At 47.1% G+C, this 17,569-nt stretch carries 12 protein-coding genes; 7 read left to right on the top strand and 5 right to left on the bottom strand.

Annotated elements, in window-relative coordinates:
• The first annotated feature begins 22 nt into the window (after positions 1 to 22).
• Positions 23 to 1,063 carry an NAD(P)/FAD-dependent oxidoreductase gene (locus AC0VYE_RS07190; RefSeq protein WP_076271014.1) on the top strand — a complete coding sequence of 347 codons (1,041 nt, stop codon included), beginning with the start codon at positions 23 to 25 and terminating at the stop codon, positions 1,061 to 1,063.
• Between the two features lie 251 nt (positions 1,064 to 1,314).
• Complete coding sequence (locus tag AC0VYE_RS07195) at positions 1,315 to 7,992, top strand: S-layer homology domain-containing protein (protein ID WP_475446968.1); 6,678 nt, start codon at positions 1,315 to 1,317, stop codon at positions 7,990 to 7,992.
• Positions 7,993 to 8,061: 69 nt separating this feature from the next.
• Here the strand turns inward: AC0VYE_RS07195 and AC0VYE_RS07200 are convergent, their stop codons facing one another.
• On the bottom strand, positions 8,062 to 8,277 hold the full coding sequence (locus tag AC0VYE_RS07200) for a hypothetical protein (RefSeq protein WP_339207486.1): 216 nt from the start codon (positions 8,275 to 8,277) through the stop codon (positions 8,062 to 8,064).
• 158 nt (positions 8,278 to 8,435) lie between these two features.
• Here AC0VYE_RS07200 and AC0VYE_RS07205 point away from each other — a divergent pair, with 158 nt between their 5' ends.
• Together AC0VYE_RS07205 and AC0VYE_RS07210 are read left to right on the top strand one after the other, a co-directional pair.
• Positions 8,436 to 9,911 carry a sensor histidine kinase gene (locus AC0VYE_RS07205; protein ID WP_475446971.1) on the top strand — a complete coding sequence of 492 codons (1,476 nt, stop codon included), beginning with the start codon at positions 8,436 to 8,438 and terminating at the stop codon, positions 9,909 to 9,911.
• Entirely contained in the window at positions 9,908 to 10,600 is a 693-nt protein-coding gene (locus tag AC0VYE_RS07210) for a response regulator transcription factor (protein WP_475446973.1), read from the top strand. Before AC0VYE_RS07205 ends, AC0VYE_RS07210 begins: the two co-directional genes overlap by 4 nt.
• A gap of 14 nt (positions 10,601 to 10,614) precedes the next feature.
• Here AC0VYE_RS07210 and AC0VYE_RS07215 read toward each other — a convergent pair whose 3' ends face one another.
• The gene (locus tag AC0VYE_RS07215) at positions 10,615 to 10,998 is read right to left on the bottom strand and encodes an STAS/SEC14 domain-containing protein (protein WP_475446975.1); all 384 of its coding nucleotides are present in this window, start codon (positions 10,996 to 10,998) and stop codon (positions 10,615 to 10,617) included.
• A gap of 150 nt (positions 10,999 to 11,148) precedes the next feature.
• On the opposite strand from AC0VYE_RS07215, the gene yunB reads away from it, so the two are divergent.
• The gene (yunB, locus tag AC0VYE_RS07220; RefSeq protein ID WP_475446978.1) at positions 11,149 to 12,279 is read left to right on the top strand and encodes a sporulation protein YunB; all 1,131 of its coding nucleotides are present in this window, start codon (positions 11,149 to 11,151) and stop codon (positions 12,277 to 12,279) included.
• Positions 12,280 to 12,347: 68 nt separating this feature from the next.
• On the opposite strand, the gene AC0VYE_RS07225 is transcribed toward yunB, so the two are convergent.
• The gene (locus tag AC0VYE_RS07225) at positions 12,348 to 13,403 is read right to left on the bottom strand and encodes a M23 family metallopeptidase (RefSeq protein ID WP_475446979.1); all 1,056 of its coding nucleotides are present in this window, start codon (positions 13,401 to 13,403) and stop codon (positions 12,348 to 12,350) included.
• Between the two features lie 132 nt (positions 13,404 to 13,535).
• Here AC0VYE_RS07225 and lipA point away from each other — a divergent pair, with 132 nt between their 5' ends.
• Both lipA and AC0VYE_RS07235 read left to right on the top strand, forming a co-directional pair.
• Positions 13,536 to 14,471, top strand: a complete 936-nt coding sequence (gene lipA, locus AC0VYE_RS07230) for a lipoyl synthase (protein WP_076271021.1) — start codon at positions 13,536 to 13,538, stop codon at positions 14,469 to 14,471.
• 26 nt (positions 14,472 to 14,497) lie between these two features.
• Positions 14,498 to 15,232: a YutD family protein gene (locus AC0VYE_RS07235; protein ID WP_475446982.1), complete on the top strand. Its 735-nt coding sequence runs from the start codon at positions 14,498 to 14,500 to the stop codon at positions 15,230 to 15,232.
• A 45-nt stretch (positions 15,233 to 15,277) separates the two neighbouring features.
• Here AC0VYE_RS07235 and AC0VYE_RS07240 read toward each other — a convergent pair whose 3' ends face one another.
• Entirely contained in the window at positions 15,278 to 16,075 is a 798-nt protein-coding gene (locus AC0VYE_RS07240; RefSeq protein WP_475446984.1) for an NAD kinase, read from the bottom strand.
• A gap of 77 nt (positions 16,076 to 16,152) precedes the next feature.
• Positions 16,153 to 17,163 (bottom strand): sporulation integral membrane protein YlbJ, encoded by a 1,011-nt coding sequence (gene ylbJ, locus AC0VYE_RS07245; RefSeq protein ID WP_372239032.1) that lies wholly within the window; start codon positions 17,161 to 17,163, stop codon positions 16,153 to 16,155.
• Positions 17,164 to 17,569: the final 406 nt, after the last annotated feature.

The raw sequence follows: 17,569 nt of genomic DNA on the forward strand, positions 1-17,569 counted from the left end.
GACTGACGTTTGGAGGCAAACGATGAACGAACAATTGGAACTCTATGATGTAACGATAATTGGTGGTGGCCCAGGTGGGTTATATACCACTTTCTATAGCGGCATGCGCGATTTAAAAACGAAATTAATTGAAGCGCAGGATCAACTCGGCGGGCGAATGCTCACTTATCCTGAGAAAATTATTTGGGATGTAGGCGGGGTAACACCGATTCGCTGCGAACAATTAATTGCGCAATTGATCCAACAAGCCAAAACCTTTGACCCGACGATCGTGCTCGGACAGCAAATTACGGACTATGAACGATTGGCTGATGGAACTTTTATGCTGACTTCATTAACCGGCGAGAAGCATCATACAAGAACGGTCATTATGGCAATTGGTTATGGAATAAAAAAATTAGCGAAGCTGGAGATTGAAGGGGCTGACCGCTATGAAGTAACGAACTTGTACTATACCGTACAGGAGCTGGAAAAATTCCGCGATAAGCGAGTGCTCATTTCCGGCGGTGGCGATTCCGCAGTAGACTGGGCAAATGAGCTGGAATCCATTGCAGCCAGCGTAACGGTCGTGCATCGCCGTGACAGCTTCGGCGGGCATGAGAGAAATGTTTCCAGGATGAAACAATCCTCTGTAAATGTTCTTACGCCTTATCAAGTGCTTGCGCTTCATAGCAGTAATGGGGAAAGTATCGAGAAGGTAACGATTGCACATATGGAAACGGAGGAAAGCAAGCAGATTGAAGTCGATGCTGTCATCGTCAATCATGGAATGAAGAGTGATTTTGGACCCATCCGTGATTGGGGTCTAGATATGGGAGTATGGAATGCGAACGTTGGGGAGCGGATGGCTACTAATATTCCGGGCATCTTCGGCGCAGGCGATTTCGCGAGCTTTGGCAGCAAGGTTGGACTTATTGCAGGAACGTTCACGGACGGCGTCTTGGCACTCAACAGCGCGAAGCTGTATATGGATCCAGAAGCTCCAGAGATGGCTTATGTTTCTTCTCATAACGAGCGTTTTAAGGAGAAAAATCGGGAGCTTGGCGTAGTAGAAGAAGAATAGTATACCGTTTAATCAGAAAGCATGAGCTTCATAGCCATCAGTAGGTTACCCATATGAGTATAGAAACCCTCTGTCTAAGACAGGGGGTTTTTGCATGCCTATACACTTCGTAATATAACACCTATTATTTCTAGAAATGCACATCGATATGTAAGCGATTCCAAATTATGATGAAAGAGAATGAAGGATTTACATAAGCGAGTGCTTTCGAGATGCGTTTGCACTTGTATACCTTTGGGGAGGTTTGTGCAATGAAACGTGCAAGGTCTATATTGGCATTCATGCTGGCGCTGCTGCTTATGCTTATGGCGGTTCCGGTCTATGCGGATGAGACGGCAGTAGTATCGGAAGGCGGGGGCCAGCCCGAGGCGGCCGTGTCATCCGTAACGGAATCAACCTACGTTCGCATCCAGAACAAATGGCAAAGCAATTATTTGTATGAGGATGAAAATGGTATCGTACGGTACGGTTTTCCAAGCTATGAAGATGAGTCCTCGCAATGGCTCATCGAGGACCATGATGGCAATAAGCGAATTCAAAACCGTGCAACCGGACATTACATTACGGTCTCAGAGGTTGGGAAGCGGCGCGATGCACTGACCAGCCGCGAGATAACGGAGAGTACGCTTGCAGACCAATGGACCATTCATGCGTCCAGCCGCGAGGGTTATGTGGTCATAAAAAGTGCAACTGTGCCGGAGAATGCCAATCTCGTTATTCATCAAGAGGATTTGCTCGGCTTTGCAGAAGTAAGCAATGACATCAATATAACGTTCGAGAGTCCGCAGTGGGCGCTCGAGCCAGTGGAGTCTGCTGCTCCAATTCGTCTTGCCAACAAGTTCCGAGCAGGACAATATTTGTACGAGGGAGCTAATGGTTTCGTTGATTTTGGCGAGATGCCTGCTGCGGATCGCAAATCTCATTGGGTGCTTGTCCCGGGAGCAACGCCGGATTCCTATCGGATTAAAAACCGTGCAACCGGTCATTACATTACGCAAGGAATAGACGAAGAGCCTATTAAAGCTATCGGACTGGACAATACGAATAAAAGCGAGTGGCTGGTTGCTGATACAGCGGGTGGAGATTTTATCACCTTCCAGAACGTTGCAGCTTATCAGGCGGTTCCTTCGACCATTTACGTATTGAATACGCAGTTTTCTGATGACAAGCATGTACGCTCGAACAGTTGGTCCGTCCTGGATCGAGACAATGCACACTGGCGAATAGAGCTGGCGCCGGATACGCAGCCATACCGTATCGTGAATTTTACAAATGAGAAGGTAGGTACTGCTTATTTGTATGAAGAGGCTGGGCTGGCAAAGGTTGGCGCACTGACAACACAGGCAGGCCAGAAGTCATTTTACCAGTGGGTAAGGGAAGATTTTAACGGCAAAAAACGTCTGCGCAACCTAGCAACTGGTCATTATGTTACGCGTGCTGGAGTTAATGAGATCAGTGATCCGCTTAAGGTATCCTCATTAACGGAAAGCTCTGCAGAGGATCAATGGTCCTTTAGCAAATCAGCCATTTATGATGACTATCAAAGCATTCAGAGCTATGTTGGTCAAGGCGAATATTTGCATATTCAAGACAATACGGGCGCAGCCCAAGCAAGTACAATTCAGCCAAATGAGAATGCGGCGCAATGGTTGTTTGAAGACCCGGCATTTAGCGGGGATGGCTCGCCGCAATATATTCGAATTCAGAATGAATGGCAAAATTTCTTCTTATACGAGGATGCAGCAGGACAACTGAAATATGGCAATGTCTCCGAAGGCGATTATAAGGGACAATGGTTAGTTGAACGTTTTAACGGTCGCAAACGTATCCAGAATAGAGCAACAGGCCACTACATTAATTTGCAAAATATGAAGGATGGACGCATTGATGTGACTGAGGTGGCTGATGACTGGACGAGCGCGATTTGGGTCATCGAAGATGCCGGCGGCTCAAAGCTCATTCACAGCTTGCAGGATGCTAATGATGTTATTGGACAACAAAAGTATATTAGCTTGCAAAATCTGACGAAATACGCGGAATACGGCGTTATTAATCCAGGATGGGGAAGCCCCAAATGGAAGTTTATACCCGTGACAGACGCGGCGTTGACGAATGTAAGACTTAAGAACAAGCAAACCGGCAGTTATTTGTATGAAGTTACCGCTGAAGGTGATGATCAAGGCAAGGTTATGTATGGTGAGCTTCCAGAAACGGATCTTAGCTCAGTTTGGTTTTTGGAGCGCACGGGCGATGGACCAAGCTCGGTGCGGCTGAAAAACCTCAAGACTGGCCACTATGTGTCAATGGAGCACGTAGGCGGGGATGTTGAAAAGGATGCCCCGACTCAGCAAATTATTGCACAAGGCGGCATTCATGAGAGCTGGGGCAGCGTGAAGTGGAACATGGAGCCTGGAACTTCTGATAATTTTGTAGTGCTGCGGAGTGGTTGGGCTCGTCATTTTCTATATTCAGATGGTGAGGGATATACGAAAGTGAGCAAGCTTGTTGCTGATTCGGATAGCGCACAATATGCAGTTGAGCCGCTAGCACTTCCACCAAAGCCTTTGCCAGAGGCCCCGATTCGTATAAAAAATAAGGCAAACGGCCAATTCTTATATGAAAACAATGGTGGAATTGTCCTTTACGGCAACTTGGCAGAGAACAACGGCTACAGTCATTGGATTATAGAGTCAGAGGGCGGGAAACAAAGGTTGAAAAACCGTGCGACAGGACATTACATGACAATGACCGGGGATTATGCCTTTATTGAGAGCAAGCAAGCCATTCAAGGTGATGCGTTCTTAGAGTGGGCAGTTGAAAGCACTCCGAGCGGTGCGGAATATATGATTCGCAGCTTGAATGGGAAATACGATGATGAGCTCATCCATGTTCAAAATAATGCAGGCTACGCAGAGCGTGGATTGTACCCAGCATCATTTGGATCGGTGCAGTGGACGTTTGAGAATGCGCCGGAGCAATTCGAGACGCCGCCAATGGGCGAGGAGAAGACGAATGACGCGGCTACCCCAACATTTGACGACACGAACTATATTCGTATAAAAGAAAAGTCAGGCACAGGCTATTTATATGAAAACAGCGGCAAGGTGCTCAGCGGCTCAGTGAGGGCAGATAACGCGAGCTCCCAATGGCTGCTTCAGGATTTCAACGGCCGGAGGCTGTTGAAAAACAAAGCTACCGGACATCTATTGACGCTACAAGCAGATGGCCTGGCGGCAATCGCGGGTGAGGCTAGAGGCATTGATGCGGCACAATGGACGATTGAGGATCGTGCAGGCTATAAACGGATTATAAATGCTTCGCAGAAAGACGGATTGCTGCTGCTAACGGCTGGCAAGCTGCAATACGGTACGCCGAGTCAAGAGGATGAGGCACTTTGGCAGTTTGAGCCCGTTGCCTCCAATCAGCGATATGAAGCAGAGAACGCTTTTATGTCTGGCGGCATTAAAGTAAGTAAGGAGCTAACAGGCTTTAAAGGTGCTGGGTACGCTGGGAACTTCACTGAAACGGGAGATAAAATCAGCTTTACCGTTCATGCTGGGGCAGCAGGCAGCTATTTAACGGAGCTTCGTTACTTGAACGTCACCGATGCGCCAAACCAGCTTAGCCTGTATGTGAATGGCATACGGATCAAACAAGTGGCGTTTAATGCAGCTGGAGAAAAACAAAGCTGGTCCGAAGCGGTTATTGAAATGCAGCTGCGCAGCGGGATTAATACGATTACGCTGCAAAAGGATTCAGCGGATTCAGGGCAAGTATGGCTGGATAGCCTTCTAGTCAGACAAAGCATCGGCATTGCTTACCGCGGAGCGACAGTTCCGTACATTACCTATGAAGCAGAACATGGATTAACGAACGGTGAGCTGATTGGACCGTCGCGCAGCTATCGCGAAATCGCTTCTGAGGCATCGGGCAGGCAGGCGGTTAAGCTGGTAGATGAAGGTGATTATGTACAATTTACATTAGCGAAGGCGGCTAATTCACTTGTGCTGCGTTATGTCATCCCAGACAGCGCAGACGGGGTTGGACGAAACGAAACGTTGGGCCTTTACGTAAACGGAGAATTTAAGCAAAATTTAGAGCTTAGCTCGAAGCATGGCTGGGAGTACGGCAGCTATCCATGGTCTAATGATCCAAAGCAGGGCAATGCACATCGTTTCTTCGATGAAATACACGCTTTGATCGGTGATATTCCCGCAGGAGCTACGATCCGTCTGCAGAAGAATGCGGAGAATGCGGCAGATTATTATGTCATTGACCTTGTCGATATGGAGCAGGTGGAAGGTCCGTTTGCAAAGCCTGATGGATTCCTGTCAGTTGCCGAATTCGGAGCTGTACCTGGTGATGGCATTGATGATTCGGCAGCGTTCCATTCTGCAATGAATGCAGCGAAAGAACAAGGGAAAGGCGTATGGTTCCCTCAAGGGGTATTTGAGCTTAAGACTGATGTGATTGAATTGGATCAAATCACGATACGCGGTGCAGGGATGTGGTATACATCGCTGATCGGTGCGAGGTTTATTGGCAAAGGCGCTAATATTGGCGTATATGATCTACTCATCGACGGCGACCTGAATATTCGTGATGATGAAGCATTGACCCATGCTTTTTATGGCGGCTTCGGCAAAGGCTCGGTCATTCAGAATGTTTGGGTCGAGCATTCAAAAACAGGGCTATGGCTGTCCAAGGTAAGGGGCAGCGACGAAATAACGGATGGCCTGCATATGGTTGGCCTTCGTTTGCGCAATTTGATGGCCGACGGCATCAACTTCTCCGTAGGCACGAGCAATAGTGTGATGGAGCAATCGGATATCCGATATCCAGGCGATGATGGTTTGGCGATGTGGTCGGCGGAAGGACGCGCAAGCATCAACAATACGGCGCGTTTTAATACGGTGGCTTTGCCTTGGCTGGCCGATAACTTCGTTATTTTTGGCGGGCAAGACAATAAGCTTCAAGATAACATCGGTACGGATACAATTACGAACGGAGCGGGCATTGCCGTGTCGACACGCTTTAATCCTGTGGCATTCAGCGGCACAACGGTTGTGGAGCGCAATACACTGGTTCGTACGGGCAGCGCCGACTCTGCGTACAACATTAATTTAGGTGCGATCTGGATTTTTGCTGGCGAGAAGGATTTGAACGGCGAGGTCATTGTACGGGACAACGTCGCACTCGACAGTACGTATGCCGGTTTAATTGTTCACGGCGGCGGATTCAGCATTGATCATGTGAAGCTGCAAAATATCGTGCTCGACGGAATGGGAACAAACGGAATTGACGTGACAAGCGGTGTTTCGGGCAATATTCAGGTGGACAATGTCATTGTGCGTGGCGAGCGGATAGCGACACTAGCAAGCTCAAATGATCAATTATCGTTCACCGAGCAAAATGAAGGTTTTGCCAATCGTCCGAAGCCATTCCGCATAGCTCTTGAGAATGGCAATAGAGGACCGCTGTCGTTGACTGTGGGTGATACAAAAGCTATAAAGGTGTTTGATCAAGCAGGCGTCGATGTCACAGCGGATGCGATCATAACGATTGCGCAAGCAGACATTGCAGCTATTAATGATGATAGACAGCTTCGCGCACTAAAGATCGGCCATACCGCACTTACCGTGTCACATGGCTCGCAAAGTAGAGTGTATACGGTGGAAGTGAAGGCGGTCGTTGTGCCAGAGGAAGGAAATGAAGGCAGCAGTGGCGGTTCAGGTTCAGGCCAAATCGGCGGCGCGATGAATACAGCGCAAAATGACAGCAAGCTAAAGACAGATGCCGCAAGCAAGCTTGAGCGGATTATCTTCGCCAAAGGTACGTTAACATCAAATGGAGAAATCTCCTTCTCCGCACAAGCTCTTCTTGACGCGCTTAAGAGCAGTCCAAAAGCGATTGTCGTCATGGAGCAGGGTACAGCTTCGTATGAATTCCCGCTGGCGCTTGTAAACGGTGTTCTTGAGGAGGCAAAGCTTGCGAATAACGGCAAGCTAATTGTTACTTTCTCAATCAAGCTGGTTAGTCAACTAGTGCTTGATAACATTAGGGCGAAAGCCAAAGCCGCAGGTTTTGAGCTTGCAGGTGATCCTGTTGATTTTATTATTTCCGTCTCGGATGGAAGCACATCAGCAGAAGTACACAGCTTTGGCGGCAAATATGTGATGCGTACGATGACAGTAGACCGTGAACTGGATGCCAAAACAGCAACAGCGCTCGTATTTGATCCGGCAACGGGAGCTTTCCGTTACGTTCCGGCTTTGTTCCGATCAGCTGAAGGGAAAACCACTGTCACCATTTGGAGTACTAGCAACAGCAGCTACGTAGTCGCTTTAAATCCCAAAACTTTTGCAGACATTGGCAGCCACTGGGCAAAATCGGATATTGAGCTGCTCGCTTCCAAACAAATTGTGAGCGGTGCAACGGCGTCGAGCTTTGCTCCTAACCGTACAGTTACGCGCGCCGAATTTGCGGCAATGCTTGTAAGAGCGCTTGGTCTCCAAAATAGCGGAGGCAAGCAGGCGTCAGTGTTCAGCGATGTTGCGCCGGGCGCTTGGTATGCGGATGCGATTGCAACAGCTGCAAGTTTTGAACTGATTAAAGGCTTCGAGGACGGAACCTTCCGTCCGAATACGACCATTACGCGTGAGCAAATGGCAGTAATGGCAGCAAGCGCATTAAAATTTGCGGAAGCAGCAGGGGCTAACGTCAAGAAAGCAGTTAATGAGGCAGCCAGCTTTAAAGACGAAGCAGCTATACATGGCTGGGCGCTTGATGCGGTTACTCGGGTTGCAGCAGCAGGTATTTTGGAGGGCAAAGGAAATCAATCATTCCTGCCTCTAGATCTAGCAAGCCGCGCCGAAGCAGCAACGATGATTACTCGGTTGTTGCAATTCGTAGAGCTGCTGGATAAGTAATATGCAATGAAAAACGGTGTCGATCTGTCCCGCGAGGGCTAACAGGGCGACACCGTTTTTTTGTATAACTTAACGTTTTCTAAGTAGAAAAAACTCGCATTCTTTTCGGTTATGATAGGCAATATCGCTTACCCCCGATTGGGTCACAATCGTGCTATCATCAAACCGCACAACCAGCGAGCTGGCATCGATGAGCTGATTGTCTTGAAACACGCGAATGCGCTGCTGCAGTTCGATAACCTCTTCAAAGTCCTGATCGGTGCTGAGTCGTCGATTAATGGCCATATATATACTCCTTTAATACGGAAAATGATTTCTTATAGTCTATCCCATGTTAGATCGTGTTGCAAAGTTGTCTTTGTTTCTCTTTGTCCCCTCAGGGCAACCTATGTTACATTGTATTCACGAAAAACGAATTGTCAAAAGGAGAAGGAGATACGAGTATGTCCATCCGCGTTCGGCTGCTATTGTCCTACAGCTGTATTCTTATCGTTACGATCGTATTGTTTCTTGCCGCTGCTCTGCTCTTTGTAGTAGCGATAACAGGCGATGTGCGAAGCGTAAAGGACTTTTACAATATTCATTATTCCGTTAATCCATTGTCTGAGCAGGAGGAAACGATTTTCCTTGATCTAAAGTATTTGGCGAAAAATGAACCCGACTCGCTTCTTGATCATACATTGCTCGATCAATATAATTACAAGCTTCGTTCGGTACAAGCGGAGCTGGTTATAAGAAAAGGCGACGAGGCGATTTATTCATCCTTGTCCGTAAAACAGCCCCAATTCATCACGTTTTTGCCTGACTATGAGATGGAAAACAATGCAATCCGCAACACCCTGCAAATAGGGGACCATTTTTATGCTTATGCGAAATTTGATTTTCGTTTTCCAGATCAATCCAAGGGAAGCGTACTCGTTGTAAGGGAGCGCAGTCCATTTGCAGAGGTTGTTCGTACACTCTTGCCTATTATATTAGGCGTGCTGTTTTTCGTGCTTTTGCTCATGAATATGCTGCTTTATTATTTTTTGACGCGCAGTATTATTAAGCCGCTTGATCTGCTTCGGAAGTCGACAGAGCGCATTAAGGAAGGCGATTTGGAGTTTGAGCTGCAAGCGGTAGGCAGCGATGAGATTGCAAGGTTAAGCGAAGCCTTTGAAGATATGAGAATGAAGCTGAAGCAATCGGTAGAGAAGCAGCTGCAATATGAGCAAAATCGCAAGGAGCTTGTCGCGAACATTACACATGATCTGAAAACGCCGATTACTTCGATTAAAGCAAGCATTGAAGGCATTCGGGACGGTGTACCGGATACAAAGCAAAAGATGGAGCGTTATGTGAATACGATTTTGACCAAGGCCGAGCATATGGATCAACTGATTGACGAGCTTTTTCTATACTCGAAGCTTGATTTGAAGCAGCTGCCGTTTACATTCGAGGAAATCAGCTTGGGGCAATTCATAGAAGACTATGCCGAGGATTTGCAATTTGATTTGCAAGATAAAGGCGTTGCGCTGACGTGGGACATTGTTCATTCGGAATCTACTAATGTGCTTGCCGACCGAGATAAGCTGAAGCGGGTTCTAACCAACATTATGGACAACGCCATGAAATTTATGTTGGACGAGCCAAAGCAAATAGGGATATCGCTAAGTGTGGAGACTGATTTCGTTAGATTAATGATTAGCGACAGCGGCTCAGGAATATCAGAGGAAGCTCTCCCGTTTATTTTTGAACGTTTTTTCCGCGAGGATCTCTCACGCAGCCAGCAGACCGGTGGAAGCGGCCTAGGACTTGCGATTACGAAACAAATTATCGAAGGGCATAACGGCAGCATTTATGCTGAGAGCAAGCTTGGAGCGGGAACTAGTATGATCATCAAGCTGCCGCTCGCGAGAAGCATAGGAGGACGAACATGACGAGAATTCTCATTATTGAAGATGAAGTGTCTATAGCTGAGGTGGAAAAGGATTATTTTGAGCTGCATGGTTTTTTTGCGGACATATGTTTAACAGGAACAGAGGGGCTCCGCGCTGCTGTAGAAGGTGAATATGATCTGATCGTACTAGATTTGCAGCTGCCAGGCATGGATGGATATGAGATTTGTCGTCAAATCCGTGCGGTAAAGGAGGTTCCTATCCTTATCGTATCTGCCAAAAAGGAAGAGATCGATAAAATTCGCGGGTTAAGCTTAGGGGCGGATGATTATATAACGAAGCCGTTTAGTCCAAGTGAGCTGGTCGCCCGCGCGAAAGCACATTTGCAGCGCTACAAGCGATTGATGGGAAACCGCGATACCAAAGCCTCAAATAAGATCCAAATACGCGGCTTGCAGATTGATGCCTCTTCCCGGCGCGTGTACGTCAACGACCAAGAGGTGCAGTTCACGACAAAGGAATTTGATCTGCTCTCTTTTCTAGCATTGAACCCTAATCATGTATTCAGCAAGCAAGAGCTGTTTGAACAGCTGTGGGGGATGGATTCCCTTGGCGAGATTGCGACGGTAACCGTTCATATTCGCAGGTTAAGAGAAAAAATAGAAGCGGATCCTTCGAATCCGCAATATATAGAAACCATATGGGGCGCAGGGTATCGGCTCACGATTTAGGCGGAGTAAATAGACTATTCCGGTACGCTATAGTTATTTAACCAGTGGAAGGCTCGTTCAGCATCGCTAAAAAATTGTACAGATGGTTTGGTATTGGTTTGCTGTAAGTGATTCAGAATTTCACCATCTTCCAATAGGAATGCGATGGCTTTGCTATGACTCAAAATGCTTTCATTTAAAAATTTATCTTTCCATGCTTTTTGAACCGAAAAATGGTCGGGTGTATAGCCTTTTCGATCTACTAACAAACGGTATTTTCGCCCCTTTGCCATGAATGGCTGACACGCCTGCTCGAAACCATTAAACCAGTCATTAACGTCATCTGTGCTTATTTTTCCAATCAGACGAGTAACAATTAAATCTCCTGAAACGGTTGTGCTAATATTGCGTTCACTCAACTAAATTCAACTCCCTTAGTTACAATTATGTATAACGTTTCCATAATGTCAATAAGGCTGCAACTTGCTGAGGTCGTCTTCTTTTTTGACCAAGTTCTGCATAAGTATGGGTAACAAAGAGTGTGCAGCTTGGTGCGGGAGGGGATCGGATTGGCGAAATGGGGAAGGCGAGGCTGGCATTTTCGAGGATTTGGCGGCAGCCGTATGCAGCTTTGGTCTGGCCGTCCATTCTCTAAAGTAAAATCAGTCACTTGGGGCAGTCGTGGGAGTTCAGCTTCATCAAGGCCAGCACCAAAGAAATGGGGTTCGGGAGCTCGTTCAAGCGCAAGCAGCGGAAAATGGGGCATAAGGCGTCCAGCTGTAAAATACAGCAGCAGTCGAAGCAGCGGCAATGGCGGTTCAGTCGGCATTTGGGGCTCTCGCCCAGCTAAGCCGCGTATAAGACGACGCACTATCTTTATTATAGCCCTGCTTGTTTTTATGGTTTTTTCGATTCAATCCTTCGTCTATATTGAGAAAAATTTGCGGCCGCCGCTGATGAATATAGCGAAAATCAGAGTAAAGCAAATCGCTACGCAGGCTATCAATAAAGCGATAACCGAGCAAGTAGCGAGCCGATCGGACAGCAGCAATCTTATTGACTGGAAGATGAACAGCAATGGGAAAATATCTGGTTTCATACTTAATTACGCGGAGCATATGAAAATTACCTCGCAAACGATAAACACCGTACAAAATACATTAAATGAAATGAAGGATATACCGGAGCATATTCCGATTGGGCATGCGCTGGGAAGTGCGATCATTTCCTCATACGGACCTAGAGTACCCGTCAAATTCGAGCCGGTTGGGGCTGTTAAGGTAGATCTTAGCACGCGTCAGAAGGATGCCGGCATCAATATGATTTTGGTTGAGGTTTACATTCGCATAATAGCGGAGGTTACGATCATTATTCCGTTTGACACCGAGCCGGAGCTGGTGGAAACGGATATCCCGATTTCATATTTGCTAGTAGTCGGCGACGTGCCGATGTACTATTACGACAATACGGGCAAACCTGTAGGCGAGTCGGCTGCGCAGGCGCCAAACATTTCGGTTCCGCTCGGCGAAGGTGCGGGAGGCGGAGTTACATCCAGTCCGCAAAACAACAATAATGGAGAGTCTTCAGGCACTGGAGCAACTAATACAGGACCGTCAACAGAAGCAACGAACGAAGGCTCTAATCATTCTAAAGGTTCTAACCAAGGATCAAATAGTTCGGGAAATTCATCTTCTGAATAGCATACATATAAAAACGACTTTATTGTCTTCTGCAAAGAGGACGATAAAGTCGTTTTATATTTTTTGCTTTAATTTCCGGAACGCAATCGTTTACGCTCGGCTTGCTCCCAGCGGCGCAGCATCGGATATGGATCAAACGACCATTCAATTAAACCGCGGTCGCTGTATACGCCATAATGCAGGTGAGGAGGAAACTTTCCCTGCGTCCCGGGTTTGCCGTAACCAGAGCTTCCTACCCATCCAACGACCTGTCCAGGCTTTACGACATCGCCTATATTAACGGTTTTGTCAAAGCCGGACAAATGTGCGTAATAGTGGTAAAAATTGTTTAGATCACGAATGCCAATTCTCCAGCCGCCGTATGGATTCCAGCCCTGCACCTCAACAATGCCATAACAGGTGCTCCGAACAGGGACGCCATGCCTTACGAAAATGTCGGTACCTTCATGGGTACGCCTGCCGCCCCAGCTTCGCCCGGTTCCCCAGGTGCTGTTATAGGCATAATGAGTGCTGATAGGCAGCGGGAATGCATGCTCGAACAAATCAAGCTGGCCAAATGCTTCATAGATTCGGGCGAACTGCTGGATGCGCTGCACTGAACGATTATTTTGATAATACTCCCAAAGTCCGATTGCGAAATCATCATTGGAGATACCGTATGCGGCAACGCGGCTAACAAGTGAATAGAGAAGATCGATGTCGCTTGTTCGTTCCGCTTGTCCATTCCCGTCACCATCGCGGCCAATCCCGTTAAAAAAGTTGATCGATACCGGCGAGCTGTCATCCGTATTCGGATTGAGCGGGCCAACCCAGCGTTCCTGGTCGATAAACACGCCAACGGTGTTCCCAAGCATTGGACGTGCCTTTGGACGCACTTTAGACATGGATCGCTCATACTGATCGATGGCTGCGATCCAGAACCAAGGCACTTCGGTAAATAAGCTTAATTTGTCATACAAGCCTCTTCTAACGGAAAAGGGATCGGTCTCAGCATCGAATGTTTGCTCATGGGCCTTATCAGTTTTTTGTTTGACAGCAGGAGCTGCTCTTACAGAACTGACGGGCGTGACAATGAGCAGAGATGCTGCGGTTATTGCTGCAACAATAGGAATAGTCAGTTTCAAACGTCTCACCCTTCCAAAAGCATGACGGTTATAACGTTATGTTTTGCAAATCATTGGTTTTTATGCGAAACATGTTATAATAAACGCATGAGTTTAGGAATTATAAATGAACTTGAAAGCAGGTAATCCCTAATGAAACAACAAGAAACACTCAAAAAGCCTGATTGGCTTCGAATAAAATTAGCGACAGACGGTAACTTTGCCGAAATTAAAAATATGATGCGCTCAAAAACGCTACATACGGTTTGTGAGGAAGCACGTTGCCCAAACATTTATGAATGCTGGTCGAATCGAACAGCCACATTTATGATATTGGGTGATATTTGCACGCGCGCTTGCCGTTTTTGTGCTGTTAAGACAGGTATGCCGACTGAACTGGATTTGGACGAACCAGAACGGGTAGCAGAGGCAGCAGAGCAAATGAATCTTCAGCACTGTGTTGTTACATCGGTTGCTCGCGATGATCTTAAGGATGGCGGCGCATCCATATTTGCAGCTACTGTACATGCTATTCGCAAACGTATGCCGTTTTGCCGAGTTGAAGTGCTTATTCCCGACTTCTTGGGAAATAAAGATGCGCTTCAAATTGTAATGGATGCAAATCCGGATATTCTAAATCATAACGTCGAAACGGTGGAGCGGCTTTCGGACCGTGTTCGTGCCAAAGCCAAATACAGCCGTACGATGGAGCTGTTGAAGCGCGCCAAAGAAATGAAGCCTAAAATTCCAACCAAATCGAGCATTATGCTTGGCGTAGGTGAGGAATGGGATGAAATTTTGCAGACAATGGATGATCTTCGCGCAAACGATGTAAATATTTTGACATTAGGTCAATACTTGCAGCCAACGCCGAAACATTTAAAGGTCGTACGTTATGTCCACCCAGACGAATTTGCAAAACTAAAAGAAGAAGGGCTGAAGCGCGGTTTTAGGCATGTAGAATCCGCACCATTAGTACGCAGCTCTTATCATGCACATGAGCAGACCGATTCGGCGCACGCAGCAATGGCAGCGGAAGCCGAAGCGAGCCGTGAGATTTCTTCCGGTGCTTGCTCGAGCAGCTTGTAACTGACGCTCAAGATGAGGTGGAAAATATGGCTTTGATTCATATCGGCGGAAAATCTTATGAAATTGTGCTTGAAAATAGGAATGGCTGGAATCCTGAAGCGTTTCGTGATCGATACAGCGAAGTACTTGAGCGCTACGATTATATTGTTGGTGACTGGGGCTATAGTCAGCTGCGGCTGAAAGGTTTTTTTCGTGACAGCCACCAGAAAGCTACGAAGGAAAGCAATCTATCTGGCATGCCGGATTACATCAATGAGTATTGCAACTTTGGCTGCGCTTATTTTATTTTAGAAAAAACAAACAGTACCGTTCGTGAGCCAGACGACTATGACTTGGATGCAGACGATGAGCGTCCGCGTATAGAAGCAGCTGATCTTCTTGCAGCAGCTGCCGGTTTTGTGGATATTTCTGAAGGTCTTGAACATGATGAGGTTGCGAGTGCAAAGGAAGAAAGCGTCGCTCCAACACATGAAAGGCATACTCGCAATCACACAAGAGAAAATCGCCATAGAAGCTCTAATCGCAATAAAAACGACGCAGATAAAGGCAACGACAGCGCGAATAATGCTGGCGAAGGCAAAAATAGCAGCGAGCAGCAGCAGGGCAGCGGGAAACGTGAGCAGCAACAGCAGCGTAAAGGCGGCTATAAAGGCAATAACGATAACCGCTCCAAGAAACCGTTCCGCCTTGCAGCCAATGAAACCGCGGCTTCATCTGCAGAAACGAATCGACCAAACAAAAAAGACACAGAGCGCGTATAATACGCTCTGTGTCTTTTTTTTGGTTTTAGATAATGGTAACAGATCTTATCGGACGTCGTAACCAAGGAATGCTTCACGTACTCGGTTCCAGAAAGGAAACGGTCGATATCGTGCAAAGCTAACTTTACGGCTGGATACACTGCAGCGGATGGAACGAATATCGCTGCTCATGATGCTGATGTGATCAATTGCGAGCTGCAGCCGCTGCTCTTTCTTAGAGATAATATCGCAGTGATGATGCTGCGGCAGCAGCACAGATGATCCAAGTGTACGATATACACGATTATTGATCGAAGCGATTTCCGCAATTTGCAGCGATTCTATCGATGGATGGACAATCGCTCCGCCTAAGCTTTTGTTATACGCGGTGCTTCCCGAAGGGGTCGAAATGACAATGCCGTCACCGCGGAACATTTCAAACATCTCATCATTTATATTGATTTGGGCGACGAGCGTTCCGTCAACGCCTTTTAATGTGAATTCATTTAATGATAAGTAATGACGGGTCTCGCTTGGTGTCTCAACTTCAATCTCGGCAAGCGGATACCTAACGATTCGTGGTGTTTCCACTGCCATCATTGCGACGAGATCTTCAAGCTCGTCTGCCTTCCAGTCGGCATAAAATCCAAGATGGCCGGTGTGAATGCCGACAAATGCAACATTCGTAATTTGATCTACATATTTATGAAAAGCAAGGAGTAGTGTACCGTCACCTCCGATGGAAATAACGATTTCCGGTGATTCATCATTCCGAGTGAAGCCTCGCTCCCCGGCTAGTTTATGAAATTTTTCTGCTAACGATTTAGATAGATCATCGCCTCGATCAATTACCGCATACTTCAAAAGTAAATCTCCTTCCGATCTCCATAGTACTTAAGATGATAAAGGAAATTGTGTTTAAATTCAATGAGCGGCTCTAATCATGGCCCAAGCCACCCCCATAACAAGTAAACGAGAGTCATTGCAATTAAACCATGAACCATTCTAGCTATAAAAAAAGGACGATAGCGCAAATCTGTTTTGCTGAGCAGGCTTGCTACTTGGGCATGGACTGATAAGCCGCCCCAAGAGAGCACCCAAGCAGCGATTGCAGCTTGATGCATGAGTCCAGTACCAGCTGTACCTGCCGAACGAGAGCCTAACGTAACCTCGAACAATCCGAAAATCCCAGCGTCTGCAAGCGGCTTAGGCAGGCCGATTAAACCAAACAAAAATCGCAGAGCTTCAGCCATCGCTTCAATGATGCCTGCATGCGTCAGCATCTCCATTACGACGGAGAAAAAAACGACAAGTCCGCCAACGACGATCATTAGTCGCAGCGCCGATTGAATAGAGTCCTGCAGCAGTCGTCCTAGTCCGCGCCCATCCAGCAATCGTGCCTCATGCATCGCCTTAAGTGCTTCGGAGATGCGAGAGGGCCGTCGTTTTCTGAACCCATCCCTTGCAATCGCCGTTTTTTTGATTCCAGATGAAGGGGCATGTCTATCGTGAAAGCGCATGAGAAGACCGATAAGAAGACCGCCTCCGTAATGGGCAGCAGCGAGAATAGGAGCAATCGCTACATTTTGGAAGAAACCAACGGAAACGGCACCAATTAGGAAAATAGGATCAGAAGTGGTCGTAAAGGCAACAAGCCGCTCACCCTCTGCTCGGTTGACGAGCCGCTGCTCAAAGAGCTGTGCTGTTAGCTTTGCGCCTACCGGATAACCGGAAATGTAACCCATCGTCACGACAAAACCTCCGATGCCGGGAAGCCGGAATATAGGTCTCATGAGCGGATCAAGCAGCTTGCCAAAAAAATGTACAATACCGAAGCCGAGCAGCAATTCCGATATGACGAAGAAAGGGAACAACGCTGGAAAAAGCACCTCCCACCAAATAGAAAGCCCACGGAGCGAGGAGTGAAGGGTTTCTGTAGGAAAGACAGTCATTAAAAGCACGATTATAATTGCGCCAAGCGCGGTTATAGATAAGGGATGAATGATCGTTCGCAGCAGATAGACCGCCTCCTCAAATAATTAGAAAGGGGAGCCGAGCAGATGCCATAAGATGCTGTACAACCCCTCCTAAACGTATATGTAGGAATAAGGATAACCATCACTGGATATGCTTTAAAAATAAATAAGTTTGACAAAGAAAACGCTTGCAAAACGCTGGATTCCTGTTTTTTTTATGGTACAATGGAATTACCTTTGAAACGGTTGGAGTGATGGGTATGAGTATAATCGCTGGCATCTTGGTCTGTGCTTTCGTCTATGTCATTCGAGAATCTCTTACAGCACCAGGGGAAGAGGACTATGAAGGTTGATGGGTAATACGCACTATATGATGAGCCCC

The sequence above is a fragment of the Pristimantibacillus sp. Z349TD_6 genome (assembly GCF_056173205.1).

Bases quoted from the DNA above. Each gene is read 5' to 3' on its own strand.
- AC0VYE_RS07190 (WP_076271014.1), top strand. From the start codon at position 23: ATGAACGAACAATTGGAACTCTATGATGTAACGATAATTGGTGGTGGC.
- AC0VYE_RS07195 (WP_475446968.1), top strand. From the start codon at position 1,315: ATGAAACGTGCAAGGTCTATATTGGCATTCATGCTGGCGCTGCTGCTT.
- AC0VYE_RS07200 (WP_339207486.1), bottom strand. From the start codon at position 8,277: ATGGCCATTAATCGACGACTCAGCACCGATCAGGACTTTGAAGAGGTT.
- AC0VYE_RS07205 (WP_475446971.1), top strand. From the start codon at position 8,436: ATGTCCATCCGCGTTCGGCTGCTATTGTCCTACAGCTGTATTCTTATC.
- AC0VYE_RS07210 (WP_475446973.1), top strand. From the start codon at position 9,908: ATGACGAGAATTCTCATTATTGAAGATGAAGTGTCTATAGCTGAGGTG.
- lipA (WP_076271021.1), top strand. From the start codon at position 13,536: ATGAAACAACAAGAAACACTCAAAAAGCCTGATTGGCTTCGAATAAAA.
- AC0VYE_RS07235 (WP_475446982.1), top strand. From the start codon at position 14,498: ATGGCTTTGATTCATATCGGCGGAAAATCTTATGAAATTGTGCTTGAA.
- ylbJ (WP_372239032.1), bottom strand. From the start codon at position 17,163: ATGACTGTCTTTCCTACAGAAACCCTTCACTCCTCGCTCCGTGGGCTT.